This is a genomic window from Kriegella aquimaris, from assembly GCF_900103215.1.
Lineage (GTDB): Bacteria > Bacteroidota > Bacteroidia > Flavobacteriales > Flavobacteriaceae > Kriegella > Kriegella aquimaris.
This window is the reverse complement of record NZ_FNGV01000004.1, coordinates 185721-203440: the sequence shown is the minus strand read 5'-3', so window position 1 is coordinate 203440 and position 17720 is coordinate 185721. Positions and strand designations below refer to the sequence as shown.

The 17720-nt window shown below is 39.7% G+C and carries 18 protein-coding genes and 1 pseudogene; 6 read left to right on the top strand and 13 right to left on the bottom strand.

Translation table 11 applies throughout. The annotated features are described in order from the left end of the window. Positions 1-11: 11 nt before the first annotated feature. Together BLS33_RS11010 and BLS33_RS11005 are read right to left on the bottom strand one after the other, a co-directional pair. Positions 12-779, bottom strand: coding sequence for an ABC transporter ATP-binding protein (locus BLS33_RS11010; protein WP_089888590.1), 768 nt, complete (start codon positions 777-779; stop codon positions 12-14). Then, positions 779-1516: an MlaE family ABC transporter permease gene (locus tag BLS33_RS11005; protein ID WP_089888588.1), complete on the bottom strand. Its 738-nt coding sequence runs from the start codon at positions 1514-1516 to the stop codon at positions 779-781. Before BLS33_RS11005 ends, BLS33_RS11010 begins: the two co-directional genes overlap by 1 nt. 232 nt (positions 1517-1748) lie before the next feature. Here BLS33_RS11005 and pafA point away from each other — a divergent pair, with 232 nt between their 5' ends. Then, a complete protein-coding gene (gene pafA, locus BLS33_RS11000; protein WP_089888585.1) occupies positions 1749-3446 on the top strand; it encodes an alkaline phosphatase PafA in 1698 nt (565 codons plus the stop codon). A gap of 10 nt (positions 3447-3456) precedes the next feature. Next, positions 3457-4245, top strand: a complete 789-nt coding sequence (murI, locus tag BLS33_RS10995) for a glutamate racemase (protein ID WP_089888583.1) — start codon at positions 3457-3459, stop codon at positions 4243-4245. Between the two features lie 31 nt (positions 4246-4276). Here the strand turns inward: murI and BLS33_RS10990 are convergent, their stop codons facing one another. Both BLS33_RS10990 and BLS33_RS10985 read right to left on the bottom strand, forming a co-directional pair. After that, positions 4277-4768 carry a dihydrofolate reductase gene (locus BLS33_RS10990; RefSeq protein WP_089888897.1) on the bottom strand — a complete coding sequence of 164 codons (492 nt, stop codon included), beginning with the start codon at positions 4766-4768 and terminating at the stop codon, positions 4277-4279. Between the two features lie 14 nt (positions 4769-4782). Continuing rightward, positions 4783-5172 (bottom strand): 2TM domain-containing protein, encoded by a 390-nt coding sequence (locus BLS33_RS10985; protein ID WP_089888581.1) that lies wholly within the window; start codon positions 5170-5172, stop codon positions 4783-4785. 64 nt (positions 5173-5236) lie between these two features. Here BLS33_RS10985 and BLS33_RS10980 point away from each other — a divergent pair, with 64 nt between their 5' ends. Next, positions 5237-6325 carry an aminotransferase class V-fold PLP-dependent enzyme gene (locus BLS33_RS10980; RefSeq protein ID WP_089888894.1) on the top strand — a complete coding sequence of 363 codons (1089 nt, stop codon included), beginning with the start codon at positions 5237-5239 and terminating at the stop codon, positions 6323-6325. Positions 6326-6484: 159 nt separating this feature from the next. Beyond that, the gene (locus BLS33_RS10975) at positions 6485-6784 is read left to right on the top strand and encodes an isoamylase early set domain-containing protein (RefSeq protein WP_089888578.1); all 300 of its coding nucleotides are present in this window, start codon (positions 6485-6487) and stop codon (positions 6782-6784) included. 58 nt (positions 6785-6842) lie between these two features. On the opposite strand, the pseudogene BLS33_RS10970 reads toward BLS33_RS10975, so the two are convergent. The 3 genes and pseudogenes from BLS33_RS10970 to egtB form a co-directional block, all read right to left on the bottom strand. Beyond that, positions 6843-7124: pseudogene (locus BLS33_RS10970) on the bottom strand (DUF427 domain-containing protein). Further along, positions 7121-8098 (bottom strand): L-histidine N(alpha)-methyltransferase, encoded by a 978-nt coding sequence (locus BLS33_RS10965; RefSeq protein ID WP_089888576.1) that lies wholly within the window; start codon positions 8096-8098, stop codon positions 7121-7123. The pseudogene BLS33_RS10970 and the gene BLS33_RS10965 overlap by 4 nt, the downstream one beginning before the upstream one ends. Positions 8099-8114: 16 nt before the next feature. Beyond that, complete coding sequence (egtB, locus tag BLS33_RS10960; RefSeq protein WP_089888573.1) at positions 8115-9275, bottom strand: ergothioneine biosynthesis protein EgtB; 1161 nt, start codon at positions 9273-9275, stop codon at positions 8115-8117. 153 nt (positions 9276-9428) lie between these two features. Between egtB and BLS33_RS10955 the strand changes: the two genes are divergently transcribed. Continuing rightward, complete coding sequence (locus BLS33_RS10955) at positions 9429-10028, top strand: 3-keto-disaccharide hydrolase (RefSeq protein ID WP_089888571.1); 600 nt, start codon at positions 9429-9431, stop codon at positions 10026-10028. Positions 10029-10101: 73 nt separating this feature from the next. Continuing rightward, positions 10102-11199 carry a DUF6807 domain-containing protein gene (locus tag BLS33_RS10950; protein WP_218129551.1) on the top strand — a complete coding sequence of 366 codons (1098 nt, stop codon included), beginning with the start codon at positions 10102-10104 and terminating at the stop codon, positions 11197-11199. A 746-nt stretch (positions 11200-11945) separates the two neighbouring features. Here BLS33_RS10950 and BLS33_RS10945 read toward each other — a convergent pair. The 6 genes from BLS33_RS10945 to BLS33_RS10920 form a co-directional block, all read right to left on the bottom strand. Next, a complete protein-coding gene (locus BLS33_RS10945; protein WP_089888569.1) occupies positions 11946-12770 on the bottom strand; it encodes a thymidylate synthase in 825 nt (274 codons plus the stop codon). Next, positions 12767-13300, bottom strand: a complete 534-nt coding sequence (locus BLS33_RS10940) for a GNAT family N-acetyltransferase (protein ID WP_089888567.1) — start codon at positions 13298-13300, stop codon at positions 12767-12769. The genes BLS33_RS10945 and BLS33_RS10940 overlap by 4 nt, the downstream gene beginning before the upstream one ends. Positions 13301-13401: 101 nt before the next feature. Next, complete coding sequence (locus BLS33_RS10935; protein ID WP_089888564.1) at positions 13402-14403, bottom strand: alpha/beta fold hydrolase; 1002 nt, start codon at positions 14401-14403, stop codon at positions 13402-13404. A 173-nt stretch (positions 14404-14576) separates the two neighbouring features. Then, entirely contained in the window at positions 14577-15224 is a 648-nt protein-coding gene (locus BLS33_RS10930; RefSeq protein ID WP_176801372.1) for a hypothetical protein, read from the bottom strand. 239 nt (positions 15225-15463) lie between these two features. Next, positions 15464-16918: a NupC/NupG family nucleoside CNT transporter gene (locus BLS33_RS10925; RefSeq protein ID WP_089888559.1), complete on the bottom strand. Its 1455-nt coding sequence runs from the start codon at positions 16916-16918 to the stop codon at positions 15464-15466. A 166-nt stretch (positions 16919-17084) separates the two neighbouring features. Beyond that, positions 17085-17714, bottom strand: coding sequence for a bifunctional nuclease family protein (locus BLS33_RS10920; protein ID WP_089888557.1), 630 nt, complete (start codon positions 17712-17714; stop codon positions 17085-17087). Positions 17715-17720 lie beyond the last annotated feature (6 nt).

Here is a 17720-nt window from a genome sequence, read left to right as displayed (position 1 = left end):
TGTGACCGCTGTTAATTACGTTCTTCGATATACATCTGCCGCACCTTTTTAAATAGGTCGGATGAGTATACGAAATTGGTAACCGCCTCGTTGTCGGTCTTAAATATTTCTTTGTTGGTGCCTTCCCATTCTTTTAGGCCATCTTTCAAAAAAATAATTTTTTTCCCAATTTCCATGACAGAGTTCATGTCATGTGTATTGATAACTGTAGTAATGTCATATTCTTCGGTAATTTCTTGAATCAAATTGTCTATCAAGATAGCTGTTTTGGGGTCGAGGCCTGAATTTGGTTCGTCACAAAACAAATACTTGGGGTGCATAACGATAGCCCTGGCTATCGCCACCCTTTTTTGCATTCCACCTGAAATTTCAGAAGGAAATTTATGATGTGCATCAACTAGGTTTACCCTTTTTAATACAAAATCAACGCGATCTTGCATTTCTGATTTTGACTGCTTGGTAAACATTTCTAAAGGAAACATCACATTACCGGAAACGCTCATTGAGTCGAATAGGGCGCTGCCCTGGAATACCATGCCCATTTCTTGACGCAATTCACGTTGTTGGTCTGCAGAAAGTTCGGTGTACACTTTGCCATCATAGCTGATAGTGCCTATTTCTGGTGTAAATAACCCCAACAGGCATTTTATAAAAACAGTTTTTCCCGAACCGCTCTGACCAATGATAAGGTTCGTCTTTCCTTGGTCAAAAGTGGTCGTTATGCCCTTGAGTACATGGGCTTCACCAAAAGATTTGTGTATGTCGTTGACCGCTATCATTAGCCCAATAAGAGTTGTGTGAGAATATAGTTTAAAATAATGATAACCACACTTGTCCAAACAAAAGATGTGGTACTGGCCTTGCCTACTTCCAGTGCGCCGCCACGCATATAAAATCCGTGAAATGAAGGAATGGTAGCAAGTACAAAGGCAAATACCAAGACTTTAATGAAGGAATAGGTTACGTGAAAGGGAATAAACTCGAGTTGAAGACCCTCAACAAAGTCGGCACTGGTCAAGAATCCGCCAAAGACCCCTGCCATCCATCCGCCAAAAATACCAACGAACATGGCTATAGCTATAATAAAAGGATATAGCATCAGCGCTACAATTTTAGGAAAAACCAAGTAATTCAAAGCATTGACCCCCATAACTTCCAGAGCGTCGATTTGTTCGGTCACCCTCATGGTGCCAATACTTGATGTAATATACGAACCTACTTTTCCGGCCATAATAATGGAGCAGAAAGTGGGAGCAAATTCTAATATAATAGATTGCCTTGTGGTGAAGCCAATCAGATTCTTTGGAATGATCGGGTTGGTAAGGTTTAGTGCTGTCTGTATGGCAACAACTCCACCGATAAAGAAAGAAATGAAAATTATTATGCCCATTGAACCATAGATGAGCTCGTCTATCTCTTTTAAAATCAGTGATTTCATTATGCTCCACTTGGTAGGCTTTCTAAAGACTTCCTTGATCATAAGGGCATAACTGCCAATCGATGCGAGATAGTTCATAAATTGATAATAGGCTTATTGACGTAAAAATAGCAATAAAGAATGAACTCGACTTGTGTTTTGATGTTTTAAGAGAAAAATTATGCGTTACATTTATCAAATCACTTGTTGCGAATACCATTATAAGACGAGTAGGAAAAGTGTTTAAAAACTACAAAATTCCGTCAACTTATCATTGATCTTTTAAGAGGTATTTTATTTACTTTTATAGCTTGAAAATATATATATAGTTATGACCTTAAAAAATTCTTTTGTACTGATTTTACTCGTTGCCTTGGCATGTATTCCTTTTGAAAGTTATGGACAGCGAAAATCAAAAAATAAAAAAGCAGTTGAACAAGCAATCAAAGGTGAACAAGCAGTCAATTTAAAAACTACCCCGAAATTAGTGGTCGGTATCGTAGTCGATCAAATGCGTTACGACTATATCACCCGTTTTTGGGACGACTACAATGAAGGGGGCTTTAAGCGTATGGTAAATGATGGATTCAATTGTAAGAACAATCATTACAACTATGCGCCTACCGTTACGGGCCCCGGGCATGCTTCGGTATATACAGGAACAACACCTGCCACACACGGTATCATTGCGAATAATTGGTATGATAAGGAATCAGGTGCCACTGTATATTGTGCTGGTGATGATAGTTACACTTCTGTAGGTACGACCTCGGATGACGGTAAAATGTCGCCCCATCGTTTATTGACTTCCACGATAACCGATCAATTACGGTTAAGCACACAAATGCGGGGCAAGACCATTGCCATGTCGATAAAAGACCGTGGTGCCGTGCTTCCGGGCGGTCATACTGCCAATGCTGCCTATTGGTTTCGTGGTAACGATGAGGGCAATTGGATCACCAGTAGCTACTATATGAAGTCATTGCCAAAGTGGGTCCAAGATTTTAATAACTCTAATGTAAAGGAGACATATAAAAAACCATGGACCACCTTAAAGAACATTAATGAGTATTCAGAGAGCGGTGCGGACAATAATGCCTTTGAAGGACTTTTTAAAGGAGAGACGGCTCCCATATTTCCACATGACCTTCCAAAACTTTGGGACGAGAATGGTAAGTTTGATATTATAAAGTCAACGCCTTATGGCAATAGTATTCTCGCTGATTTTGCCATTGCTGCTCTTGATGGAGAAAATTTAGGTCAAGACATGAACCCCGATTTCTTGGCGGTTAGTTTTTCCAGTACCGACTACGTTGGGCACAAGTTTGGTGTAAATTCAAAAGAAGTTCAAGATACCTATGTTCGTTTAGATCAAGATTTAAAACGTTTATTAGATGCCTTGGACAGGAAAGTCGGCGAGGGCCAATACACCGTGTTTTTGTCCGCAGACCACGGAGCCGGCCATGTACCCTCTTTTCTCATGGATCAGCGGTTGCCCGCAAGTTATTCGACATCTGAAGATATGGACGCCAAGTTTTCCGAGTTTGTGAAATTTACCTACGGTACTTCAGACTTAATTAAAAAAAGGTCGAATAGCCAAATTTTTCTAGATTATAAGGTAATCAAGAATCTTGATTTGGAACTTCGCGAAGTACAGGAGACCTTGGCCGCCGAACTTTTAGGATATCAAGACATTGAAAGGGTTTTTACGGGTTGTCAAATGTGGCAGAACGAATATACCCGCGGTGTGCCTTATCTTATGCAAAACGGATATAACCAAAAGCGTTCGGGTGATATACTTATAGTTCCGAAACCAGCGACTACTTCTTCAAAAACGGGATCCTCTCATGGTTCTCCGCAAATCTATGACACACATACCCCGTTATTGTTCTTTGGAAAAGGAATTAAGAGGGGAAGCACGGTAGCTCGGACGGAAATACCGGATATCGCAGCTACCATCGCAGCCCATTTGGGTATTGCTTTTCCAAGTGGTACTACTGGAAAGCCCATTGTAGAGGTCTTGGAGTAATCTTAAAAAAATGAGCAAGCGCCCTATTGGTATTTTCGATTCTGGAGTAGGAGGTACTTCTATCTGGAAAGAGATTCAAAAACTAATGCCCCACGAGAGCACTATTTATCTCGCCGATAGCAAGAATGCTCCCTATGGAGAAAAGTCAAAAGAGCGTATTGTTGAACTAAGTGTAAAGAACACTGAGTTTTTGATAGAAAAAGGTTGTAAGCTTATTGTGGTTGCCTGTAATACGGCAACCACAAATGCTATTGATTTGCTGCGGGAAAAGTATGAAGTATCCTTTATCGGTATAGAACCAGCGATTAAACCCGCCGCCTTACTCTCGAAATCGAAGACCGTTGGTATTCTTGCCACCAAAGGAACTTTATCAAGCAGTCTTTTTAGCAGTACTTCGGCAAACCACGCCCATGGAATACGAATTTTAGAGCAGGAAGGTACCGGTTTGGTGCCGTTGATCGAACAAGGCAAAATAGAAACCAATGAAACTGAAGCCTTGTTGAAAAAGTACCTGCAGCCTATGATAGATGATGGTATGGATCATTTGGTTTTGGGGTGCACGCATTATCCGTACTTGATACCCGTTTTAAAAAAACTTCTCCCAGAGCACGTACAGATTATCGATTCGGGAGAAGCGGTGGCTAAACAAACCAAAACCGTACTTGAACGTGACAAGCTATTGAACAATACAACAACAAAGGGCGGGCATCAGTTTTTTACCAATGCCGATGTTGATATATTAAGACACTTTCTAAGTGACGTTCCAGTGCCTGTGGAGACTGCCTATTTCGATTTTTAGGCTTTTTGACTTTTTTTAGATTTCCCAGCTTTTATTTCCTTTGTTTTTTGACGTAAGTTAGATAGGTGAAGTCATATTTGTGCCTTTCATCTTTGGGATGATACTGCTCGTTTTCCAATTGCCATTCACTTTCATCTATTTCAGGAAAAAAGGTATCTGCATTCTCAAATGAAGCATGTACCCGTGTCAGTTCAATCTTATTGGCGAATTTCGCTCCTTGTTTATAAATTTCGCCACCTCCTATAATAAAAGAAACCGCTTCGTTTCTTACTAAATCAATAGCTTCCTCAAGGGAATGTATGACAATGCATGTGCTGTGCGAAACAGTATAATTTTTATCACGTGTAATGATAATGTGCGTACGATTCGGCAACGGTTTGGGAAAGCTCTCAAAAGTCTTACGTCCCATTATAATCTTGTGGCCTGAGGTAATTTGCTTGAACCGCTTAAAATCGTCCGGTAAATGCCAAAGTAAATCATTATTGGCACCTAGGGCATTGTTCTCGGCCGCGGCGGCAATCATGGTAATCGTGTTTTTCAAGGCTCTTTTTTTTTATTTATCTGAGAAAGCGGAAAATCGGTCTCTATCTCTTTTTGTAATTCCGCGATGCGCTGCTTCTGCTTACGAACTAATTTTTCGCGTTGTGTCCGTTCCCAATCCTTTCCCATAAATTTTTGAGTAAAAAAAACATTGAAAGCGTGTATAATGAACAGAAACGCCCACAGTGTAATGGCCCAGATAAACCAATCATAGTTATCCCAGTACTTTAAAATTTTGTTGATCAAGATCAGAAAAACGCTTCCAATTAAAAAAATTACAAAATGAGTGTATAACCTTTTCTTTTGTTTGATCCGGTCATGGGCATTTTCTAAGAGCTCATGCTGTTCTAAATCTACTTGAACCTTATTTTTGTTTTTGGAGAACATGCTAATGATTACCTTTAAATTTAAAACAAAGATAAGGCAATTGCCGATTGTCAATTTGATTTCTATGGAAAAGACTCGAGAACAATTTCCGATTTTAGATAAATGCATTTATGTAAATACAGCTGCTGCGGGGCTGCTCAGTACCGATTTGGCGTTATGGCGCCAGCAACACGACCAGGCTTATTTGATAGGGGGCAGTACTATGAAGACGAAGGCCATGCAGACCGAGATTCCTGAAATTCGTGAAACAGTAGCTAATTTTTTCCAGTGCAAAACCGATAATGTCGCCTTAGTGCCGAATTTCTCATTAGGCTTTAACATCTTGCTGGAAGGCTTGAAACATAACAATAAAGTACTGTTGTTGGAAAATGATTATCCGTCTGTCAATTGGCCATTTGAATATCGAGGTTTTGAGGTTTTTTATGCCAAGGTGGATGAAGATCTCGAAGACTCTATTTTAGAGCAGGTAAAGAACTACGACATTTCGATACTCGCATTGAGTTTGGTTCAATGGGTGAACGGTATTCGAATCGATTTAGATTTTTTAAAGTCTTTGAAAAGCGAATTCCCCCAATTGATAATAATAGCAGACGGCACTCAATTTTTGGGGACTACCGATTTTAATTTTGAGGATTCTGCCATTGACATTTTAGGCGCCAGTTCGTATAAATGGTTGCTGGGAGGTTATGGCAATGGGCTCATGTTATTCAAAGATGCGATAAAGGAAAAATTTTCGGTCAAAGGTATGGGGTTCAATTCGGCCGATACCGATGCTTCGGGCAAAGACACTATTCGATTTGCAAAACACTTCGAACCAGGTCATTTGGATACTTTGAATTTTGGAAGTTTGCGGTTTTCTCTTAATTATCTTAATCGTTTGGGGAAGGATGCTATTGAACTTCATCTTAGGAAGTTATCCGATAAAGCAAAGAAAGAATTTACGGATTTGGGACTTTTGGAGAAAAGTGTAGTGAACCAAAAAGTTCACAGTACCATATTTAATATCAAAGGCGATAATGAATTATTTGAACTTTTATCAAATAATCATATCATTTGTTCGCAACGTGGAGGTGGCATTCGATTGAGTTTTCATTTTTATAATACAGAAAAAGATATAGATGAAATTGTAAGAATCTTGAAAACAGCAATATAGAAATTGCTTACTCGGAAATTCAGAGAGGTAATTTTAGTGAACTTGACTAAATGTTACTCTAATATTATGAAAATGACAAAAATGATATTAATCATTGGAAATGAGTGATTTAATATAGTAGTTTTGCTATGTATTCTAATTTTCTAAAAAGAAACTATCATGGCAATTGCAAAACAATATTTAAAAACAAAACCTGTTTGTAAAGTAACTTTTACCGTACCTGCGGAAGAAGCAAAAAAAGTGGCCGTTGTAGGTGACTTCAATAACTGGAAAGCAACCAAAGCTAGCGCTTTGAAAAAATTAAAGAATGGTACTTTTAAAGGAACCTTGGAATTACCTAAAGAAGGTTCTTTCGAGTTTAAGTACATTATTGACGGTAACTATGTAAATGAAGAGTCTGCTGATCGTTATCAGTACAACGAGTATGCGGGTTCTGAAAATGCTGTTTTAGACCTATAGTACTATAGAAACAGTTTAAGGGTTACGGAATATTTTTTTCGAAGTATTCCGTAACCTTTTACTCCTTTACTTCAACCCCTTTCCAAAAGGCGATCCTTCCCTTAATGGGTTTGGCAAGTTCGCTCACTTCAGGGTAATACCATGCGGCGTCGGTATTTTCTTTGCCTTCGACCGATAGGGTGTAATACGAGGCGCGTCCCTTCCACGGGCAAGTTGTGTGCGTTTCGCTAGTTTTAAAATATTCTTTGCGAATACTATTTTCAGGAAATTAATGATTGTTTTCGATGATGATCGTATCGTCACTTTCTGCTAATACGGTATTGTTCCAAATGGCTTTCATGCTCGTGTTTTTTTAAAAACGTAATTTTTGTATTGATTTTCGGGGTCGCTGAATTGTGTCTCAATTTCTAACCCTGACTTTTCTGCCAGCTGTGCAACAGTGCGATCATCATATTTTTGAGATATTTCGGTATGTATGGTCTCCCAAGGATTAAAATCGATCTGTACATTCAATTTTTTGATTTCCACCGACTGCTCCTTTTTTGAAACGAGAAAACTTTTGGCAGTTCCCGTTTCGGGGTCGTAAACTTCCCAATGTAAGAATTGGTCTAAATCAAAATTTCCTCCAAGTTCTGTGTTTACCCGGGTCAAAATGTTTTTATTGAATGCCGCGGTAATTCCTGTTTTATCGTTATAGGCATCTAATATAGTCTGCGGGTTCTTTTTTTGATCGAATCCGACAAATAAAAGGTCTTCATCATGCATAAACTCTTGAACGTGCGTCAAAAATTCAATGGCCTGTGGATGTAGAAGGTTACCGATATTCGAACCTAAGAATAGTATGACTTTCTTGGTGCCATTGGTGATATTTATTTTTTCCAGTGTTTCAAAGTAAGTACCCTGTCGCGTTTCAATATTAATCATCGGTAGCTCTTTGCGAACAGATTTTTCCAGCAAGTCTAAAACATTTTGACTTATGTCGATGGGTTGATATTTGAAAGGTATACCTTGGTCGGCGAGATGCTTGAGAATTATTTTCGTTTTTTTGCCATCGCCCGCGCCCATCTCGATTAAATTAAACGTTTGACTTCCTGAGGAAAACAAACGCACAATTTCTTCTTTATGGGTGTCAAGAATTTCAAATTCACGGTCGGTCAGGTAGTATTCGGGCATGTTCATGATGTCTTGAAACAGCTTGTCTCCTTTCTTGTCATAGAAATATTTAGAGGATAGATGTTTGGGGAAATCAGTCAGGCCCTTGTATACTTCTTCTTCAAAAGGGGTCTCGAAAATGGTATCTATAGTCTGTTGCATGTCGCGTAAGTCGTAATTATTGGGCTAACCTTAATCCGGTAAACTGCCATCTTAAATTTGTTTGAAAGAAATTGCGATAGGTGGGTCTTGTATGTCGTTCAGGTGTGGCGACCGATCCCCCGCGAAGTACCTTTTGATTGACCATGAATTTACCGTTGTATTCTCCCAATGCACCATCGGCTTTTTTGTAGTTGGGGTAGGGCAAGTAGGCGCTTTCGGTCCATTCCCAACGTTGTCCCCATGGGAAATGTTTTTGGGCCGTTTCCCACTCGAATTCTGTAGGCAGACGGCATCCTTTCCATTGGGCAAAAGCAAACGCTTCATAATAAGAAATGTGGGTAACAGGCGTATTCATGGTTATTTGCTGCAAACCTTTTAAGGTATAATGGTGCCATTGGTTGTCAATTTTATGCCAATATAACGGCGCTGAAATTCCGTTTTGATTTACCCAGTCCCATCCTTCGGCGTGCCATAGGTCGAATTTTGTATATCCTCCAGCACTTATGAACTCTATATATTCTTCGTTGGTGACCAGTTTGTTTGAAATTTGATAAGGCTGTAGGTATACTTTATGTCTTCCTAATTCATTATCGTAGCAAAAATCATTGGAATTGTGCCCGATTTCATAAACGCCGTCCTTTATCGGTACCCATTGCTGTTCCTGAATTTCGTTCTGATGTGTTTCAACAGTATCTGAATAGGCTGGTAGCAAAGGGTTATTTCCTAAAATATATTTGATATCGGTTAAAAGCAATTCTTGGTGTTGCTGTTCATGATGAATTCCGATTTCGAGCAAGGCCAAGAGTGTCTCATTTTGGTTTTCTTCAAAAAATGATTGAACGGCCCGGGTCACATAATTGCGATATTCATACACTTGTTCCACTGAAGGTCGCGAAAGATTGCCCCGATCCGAACGAATGACGCGTTTGCCTACGGTTTCATAATAGCTATTAAACACAAAAGAGAAATCTTCACTGAAAATGGTGTAGTTTTTAGCGTATGGCTTTAGAATGAATTCTTCAAAAAACCAAGTAGTGTGTCCCAAATGCCATTTGGGCGGAGAAACGTCTACGATCGGTTGTACGACGTAATCTTCGATTTCGAGCGGTTCACAAAGTTTTTCAGTATGTTTTCGGGTTTCTTGAAAGAAATCAACGAGTGAATCGATAACGATCATAAAGACGATTTTGTGTTAAAGATAAAGAATATGAAAGTATAGTATTGTACTCTATACGGTTTTGGATCAATCCATTTGTAATTTAAAGGATAGTAGTATACTATGTTGCGATAATTTTTATATTTTCATGCTCTAAGAAAACAACCTTAAAACATGATATTAAAAAACAGCATTGCCATACTATTTTTGGTATGGTCACTTCAGAATGTAACGGCACAAGAACCGAAAATGAAAAAAGCCTTTAACGGTAAAAACCTTAAAGGATGGACGGCCCCGGAGAACAATACGTGGTGGAGCGTTAAAAATAAACTTTTAGTTGCCAAAAGTGGCCCAGAGCAGAAGGGCTCTATCTTATGGACGGATAAAGTGTATACCGATTTCGTCATCGAGACCGACTTTTTATTCGGCGAAGGCACGGTTGATTCCGGTATATTTATTCGCGCGGAGGAACAGCAAATTCAAATAGGGATTTCGGGATCTCTAAAAAGAGACATGACCGGATCACCCTATATTCCTGGAAAAGGGTATCCCAAAGAGGCAAAGGATGTAGCTAAGTTATTGAAACTTAAAGATTGGAATACAATGAAGGTCAAAGCGGTCGGTAATTTGTATACGGTCTGGCTTAATGGGCAAGAGGTGCTACAGTATGAGTCGGAAGACGCCCTTAAAGAAGGCCCGATCGGTTTGCAGCTTCATCCAAATAAAGATATGTCCATAAGTTTCCGAAATATCAGGATAGGAGCCATCAAATAGGTTTGTTTGTATTTTTTATCCAGATTTAGTTATAGCTCTGGTTTAACTATTAATGTTAATATATCAATTTACTATGTGTAGTACTATTTTTTCAAAATTCAAGGTTACCGGTATTAGTTTTTTGGCAGTTGCCATGGTCTTGGTCTCCTGTAAAGACGGAGCTAAAAAAGAAGCGTCGACAATGAGTGAAGCCGAACCCGCTAGCAAAAGAATACAACTCGTTTCAAACGAAGCCGACCGAAGTGTAGAGGTGATGATCGACGGTAAACATTTTACGTCGTATATCTATCCAAAGAATATCAAAAAACCGGTTTTATACCCATTAATTACACCGCAGGGTACAAAGATTACAAGAAAATTTCCTTTGGAGCCTTCTGTCGGAGAACGTGTCGATCACCCGCATCATGTCGGTGTTTGGTTTAACTATGGTGATGTCAATGGTTTGGATTTCTGGAATAATTCAGATTCTATTAAAGTTGCCGAACGAGAGCACTACGGAACTATCATACATAAATCTATCGACAAGATTACGGAGGGCGATGATGAAGCCAGTTTAGACGTAACTATGGACTGGGTTGCACCCGATGGCAAGGTATTGCTTAAAGAGAACACCACTTTTATCTTTAAAGGAGAAGGCGATGTTTTCTCTATTGATCGAATTACCCGGTTAACCGCACAGGACGAAAAAGTTACGTTTAAAGATAATAAAGAAGGAATGCTCGGTATACGAACAACCCGAGAATTGGAGCATCCTTCCGATAAGCCCGGAGTGTTTACCGATGCCAACGGAATAGCAACTAAGGTAGAGGCGCTTGATAATAAAGGTGTAAATGGAAATTACTTGAATGCCGAGGGTATAGAAGGTGAGGATACTTGGGCGAAGCGATCGAATTGGGTAAACCTGAGGTCGAAAATTGGGGATGAAGACATCTCACTTGTGATATTGGATAATAAATCGAATGTTGGCTACCCTACCTATTGGCATTCACGTGGGTACGGACTTTTTGCCGCCAATCCATTAGGGCAAGCTGTTTTTAGTGATGGCAAAGAGGTTTTGAACTTTGAATTGGATAAAGGGGAAAGCACTACTTTCAAGCACCGTATCATTGTGGCCAGCAAGAATTTGGATAAAACAGATTTAGACTCACGATTCGAAGCGTTCTCTAAATAGAGATTTGCAGAAAATCTCGGTAATTGCCGGGAGTAAAAAGTGAAAAGAACCTCGGAAAATCGATAGATTTTCCGAGGTTCTTTGTTTTGGTAGACGAAATATGGCTCATCCCGTTTTAAGGTGAGGCGGATTCACGACAAGTGAAGCCGGAGGGTTTGAACTGTGAACGGCTATTAGATTTGGTAGCAAGAGGTAGGTTTAACTCCCCGTCCGCTTGGGCGCGGACACCCCTCTTTGAAAAAGAGGGGAGCCTCGAGATGTGATATTTTGCTGAAAATTTAAAATTAGAGTAGCTCCTCCCTTTTTTAAAGGGAGGTGGGTTCACCGTAGGTGAAGCCGGAGGGTTTAAATGCGAATAGGTATTAGATTTAGTAGCAAGAGGTAGGTTTAACTCCCCGTCCGCTTGAGCGGACACCCCTCTTTGGAAAAGAGGGGAGCCTCGAGATGTGATATCCTACTAAAAATTTAAAATTAGATTAGCTCCTCCCTTTTTTAAAGGGAGGTGGGTTCACCGTGGTGAAGCCGGAGGGTTTGAATGTAAACGGCTATTAGATTTGGTAGCAAGGGGTAGGTTTAACTCCCCATCCGCTTGGGCGGACACCCCTCTTTGAAAAAGAGGGGAGCACCATGATGTGATATTCAGCTGAGAGTTTAAATGCGAATAGGTATTAGATTTAGTAGTAAGAGGTAGGTTTAACTCCCCGTCTGCTTGGGCGGACACCCCTTCTATCATGTGCCTGTTGCATTTACACCGCTACAATACCTTTAATGTGCGGGTGCGGATTATAATCCACCAAACTAAAATCATCGAATGTAAAATCGAAAATGTCTTTTACTTCAGGGTTTAGTACCATTTTAGGCAACGGGCGTGGTTCACGGCTTAATTGCAATTCCACTTGCTCCATATGATTGTTGTAGATGTGGGCATCGCCAAATGTATGTATGAATTCTCCCGCTTCGTAACCGCAAACTTGTGCCATCATCATCGTAAATAAAGCATAGGAGGCAATATTAAAAGGAACCCCCAAAAAGATATCCGCACTACGTTGATATAGTTGACAAGATAATTTGCCATCGGCCACATAAAATTGAAAAAAGGCATGGCAGGGCGGAAGGGCCGCTTTGCCGTTGGCCACATTCTCAGCGAACGATTTTGAGGTATCGGGCAACACACTAGGGTTCCAGGCCGATACCAACATACGTCGACTGTTGGGGTTGTTTTTTAATGCATGCACCACTTCTTTGATCTGATCGATCTCATCACCGTTCCAATTGCGCCATTGGTGTCCGTAAACGGGACCCAAATCTCCATTTTCATCGGCCCATTCGTTCCAGATGCGTACCCCGTTTTCTTGTAGATAGGCGATATTGGTATCTCCTTTTAAAAACCACAGCAGTTCATAGACGATGGACTTTAAATGCAGTTTTTTTGTGGTTACCATGGGGAAGCCCTCGCTCAGGTCGAAACGCATTTGATGGCCAAAAACACTCAAGGTGCCGGTACCTGTACGGTCTCCTTTTTGGTTGCCATTTTCTAGAACGTGTTTGAGTAAGTCGTGGTATTGTTTCATTTTACGATGCTTTCTTTTTCAATTTTATATAAAAGTAATTCTTTATTATCATTTGGAATTTTGGTTGTTCCAATTAATTTTAAGCCAAGTTTTTCCAAAAGCTTTTGAGACCCAATATTGGTTTTTGTGGTGATGGCACTAATGACTTTAAGTCCAAATTCGGTGAATGCCATATCCTTTATTTTATGGGCAGCTTCAAAAGCAAATCCTTTTCCTTCATATTGCGGTAAAAGTCCAAAGCCAATATCAATGCCATCGACGCCATCTCTATTATAAAGTCCGCAAGTGCCTATTTTAAAACCATCAGCCTTTGTGATCAAGGTATAACTTGAAAACCCGAGTTCTTGTAATTGTGGCAGCATTTTTAGCCGAATATATTTTTTAGCCGCTTCAATTGAATTGATTTGTCTGTCTCCTACATTTTCGATAAACTTTGGTGTATTCATTAATTGATAAATTAATGCAGCATCATCTTCTGAAGTCGGTGTGATCAGTAAACGTTCAGTTTCAACTATTTTATTTTGATGCATTTAATTTATTTTCATCCAAATGAGCTAACACTTTGTCTGTCATTGGTTACGTGGTTAAAGCATAAAAACCGTTGTTACCTAAATATGGTAAGCAAAAGGTATTATTCTTTTAAAAATTTAATCAGTGGATTTATAAAACCATCAAACTTTTCAATGTGCGGTAAATGCCCCACGTCTTCTAATTCCACTAACTGTGCATCAGGTATTTCCTTTTGAGTTCGTTTGCCTAATTCCTTATATAATCCCATTGTTTTTCTAACTTCCTCAGAAACCAATGGCTTACCAAGGGCGGTTCTATCTCTGGTGCCAATAATTAAAAGTGTTGGAGCAGTAATGTTTTTAAATTCGTAAACAACAGGTTGAGTGAAAATCATATCATAGGTGAGTGCCGCATTCCAAGCAATTCTATTATAGTCTGAATTTAATGTCCAACCTGCCAATAAGTTTACCCACTGGTCATATTCCGGTTTCCATTTATTATCGTAATAATTAACCAGTTGGTATTTTTTAATGCCAGCAGAATTTTTTTTAAGCTCGTTGTTATACCACCACGATACGGGTTTATAAGGTACCTTCAGTTTCCAGTCTTCTAGTCCAATAGGATTTTCTAATATCAATTTTTCCGTGGTATCGGGATACATCAGCGTAAAGCGTGTAGCCAGCATACCTCCCATAGAATGACCTAAAATGGCAGTTTTCTTTATGTTTAAAGTGTCAAGAAGCGCTTTTGTGTTTTCTGCAAGTTGTTGAAAGGTGTAATGGAAATGTGCTGGTTTTGAAGATTTACCAAATCCAATTTGGTCGGGTACAATTACGCGAAACCCTTCTTTGCTTAGTGCTTCGATCGTCGTTTTCCAATACGCACCATTAAAATTTTTACCGTGAAAAAGCACTATGTTTTTTCCATTGTAATTTTCGGGCTTAACATCCATATAAGCCATTTTTAAATCTTGTTCCTGAACTTTTAAGGCTACAGTAGAAACTGCATACGGATATTCATAGTTTGACAATTCAATGTCAAGCCACTGTAAGTTCTTCGTTTGTGCTGTTGTAAATTGAAAGACCAAAAAAATGGTCCATATTGCGAATAGGTTCTTTTTCATTTAATCCAGTTTTTATGCTACTAACGATTTAGCTTGTAGCCACAGCTTTTTGCCCGCCTAAATTACCCGTTCGGTACCGGCGGGTTTTCTCATTATTTTTTTAATTGCCAAATCCAAAATATTTGACGGTGCCCGAAAACACGCTAAGGCCAATGATGTTAGGCCTAAACGCTCTATTTGCCGTAGCCGTTGTTGTAAGAAGTATTTATAACTTCATCATGTTCGAATTCAATCCACAAATTAATTAAATCTGCAATGGATAAAACAGCATAAATATCGATTCCATTAGTTGCTTTTAGGTTAAGTTTATTCCAAATTGGGTCCATACAATTGTTTGCTGTTACATTTATTCCAGAATGTCCAAAAGAATTTCTTACTTGTCTCGTGAATTGACAGATAGGACTAGCATTTTTTAGTCCGTTATATTTCTCATGGATTCTATTTTTTATGTCTTCTTCCCACCAGTTTATAAATTGCTTTTCAAAAATGCTTGAAAGGTGAATGTGCTCATGTGCTAAATCTACAACTTTTCCCTTTTGAGCAGGGTTTTCAAAATCATATTGATTTTCTTGAGTTTTGATTCCTATTTCATAATCCTCGGTATTGTCTAGATTAATTATGTTTTTATTCAGGTAAACAGCTTTTCTAGATATGATTGGTAAAAATCTTGTTATTCCATTGTATTCAGAATTTACACTTTTAGAGAGTATCTCTTTTGCAACCAAATCGGATTGAATGATTACCAATTTCAAGTGCGTATAAAAAGAATAATCACTTTTTATAGAAATCCATTTCATCACTAGATTATTATTTGTGGTCATATTGCTTAGAACAATTGGATCACGTCATTGATTCTATCCGACTTATAGATTAAATTACGCTTAAACCCAACTACTTTTTAATGCTGTAAAATTACGAGATTCAGGTAGTTATAGGTGCTGCGGTTGCGGCCGAGTTTTCAGAATTTATCAACGAGGCTCAAAATCGTGTTGCATCCTCAGAAAGTCAAAGAGTACAAAAAATGATTGTTTGTTGTACCCCCTTCAGGGTCTAGGGGGATTTACCCCAAAATCATTCCCGCAATTGTAGCCGAAAGCAAAGAGGCTAGAGATCCGCCCAGAACGGCACGCATACCAAATTCAGAAAGTGTCTTACGTTGACCGGGAGCGAGGGAGCCGATACCACCGATTTGTATACCGATAGAAGCAAAATTGGCAAAGCCACAAAGCATATACGTGGCCATAATAATGGATTTGTTGTACGTGAAATGGGTGGCGCTAACGACGTTTTTAAGTTCGGCCAATTGAATATAACCGATAAATTCACTGGCTGCCAATTTAATGCCCAATAACTGTCCCATCAACATAATATCTTCCTTGGCCACCCCGATCAACCACATCAGCGGAGCGAAAATAGTTCCTAAAATGGCCTCCAACGATAATTGTTCGTACATGGAGTTCTTGGCAATCCAACCATTAAGGGTGGTAAAGTCGCCGATCCATCCGAAAATACCGTTGAGCATGGCAATAAACGCCACAAAAACTAAAAGCATGGCACCAACATTTACCGCCAGTTTTAGACCTTCCGTAGTTCCGTTGGCGATGGCATCCAAAATGTTGGCGCCAATTTTTTCGCTAGATACTTTTACATTGGTATCGATGGCCTCTGTCTGAGGGTATAGAATTTTAGAGACAACGATCGCCCCGGGCGCCGCCATAACCGAAGCGGCCAATAAGTGTTTTGCAAAAGTCAATCGAAGTGCCGGGTCATCACCACCTAAAAAGCCGATATAGGCAGCCAGTACGGCGCCCGCCACAGTAGCCATACCTCCGATCATAACCAACAAGATCTCCGATTTGTTCATTTTTTCCAAATAGGCCTTGATCAATAAAGGAGCTTCGGTTTGGCCCAAAAATATGTTTCCGGCAATACTCAGGCTTTCAGCGCCCGAAATGCCCAATGATTTGGTCAATAGCCAGGCCAGGCCCTTCACTACTTTCTGGATGATTCCTAGATAGAACAGTACCGAGGTCAGTGCCGAGAAAAAGATAATAGTGGGAAGTACTTGAAAGGCGAAAATAAAGCCGAAGGTATCCATGTCGATGACAAGTCCCTCGAACAGAAATTTACTTCCTGCCCGGGTATAATCCAATACACTGACAAAAACCCTTCCGATACTATCGAAGAGCAGTTGTACAATAGGAACTTTTAAAACACCAATGGCAATCAACAATTGTATGCCTAGACCGATACCGACGGTTTTCCAATTAATGGCTTTTCTATTCGCACTAAAGAGAAAGGAAATAAAAATCAGCACCCCCATGCCCAGAATACCACGCCATAGACTACTTATTGAAAAACCTTCGTTCGCAATGATTTCAGACGTTCCCATGTCATTGGTAATAGTCGTCGCAGTTATTGTCGTACTGAGTGTATCTTGAATACTAGTTGTTTGTGCTATGGAGGGGGATGAAATTAGAAGGGCAAACAGAAAAAACCAGTAGATGGATTTCATAAAAAGACGATTGGTTGATGTGGCCCTTTAAACGAAGCCTTAAAATCTATTTTTTTTGATTCGTTTGTGTCAAAAATGTTCTTGGGATAACGATTTTGAAAGCCAAAAAAATCAAAAACTCAAGTTACTGGCAGGAAGGAATTTTTTTACCGCTACGCACAACATGCTAGTTACGTTTCGATATTTCATCCCTGAGTTTGGCTGCCTTTTCGTAATCTTCATTGGCCACCGCCTTTTCCAATTCTTTATGCAGTTCTTCTATATTAAGCTCTTTATAGGCACCTGTAGGGTCGCTATCGATTTCGACAGTTTCCCCCTCTTGCAGAATTTCATCTACCATGATGCTGTCATCGCTATCTTCTTTTTCTTTGTCCTTGGCAGAAAATTTTAGAAAAATACCTGCTTTGTCCAGTATGGTCTTATAGGTAAAGATCGGCGCGTTGAAACGAAGGGCCAAAGCTATGGCGTCGCTTGTTCTGGCATCGATTATTTCCTCAATTTTATCGCGTTCACAGATAATGCTGGAATAAAAGACACCGTCGACCAACTTGTGAATGATCACCTGTTTCACGACAATATCGAAACGATCCGCGAAATTTTTAAAAAGGTCGTGGGTCAGCGGCCTTGGCGGCTTAATTTCCTTTTCCAAAGCTATGGCAATGGACTGGGCTTCGAAGGCACCAATAACGATAGGAAGCTTTCGATCACCTTCCACTTCATTCAAAATAAGGGCGTAGGCACCATTCTGTGTCTGACTGTACGATATCCCTTTAATTTTTAATCTGACTAGACTCATATCTCG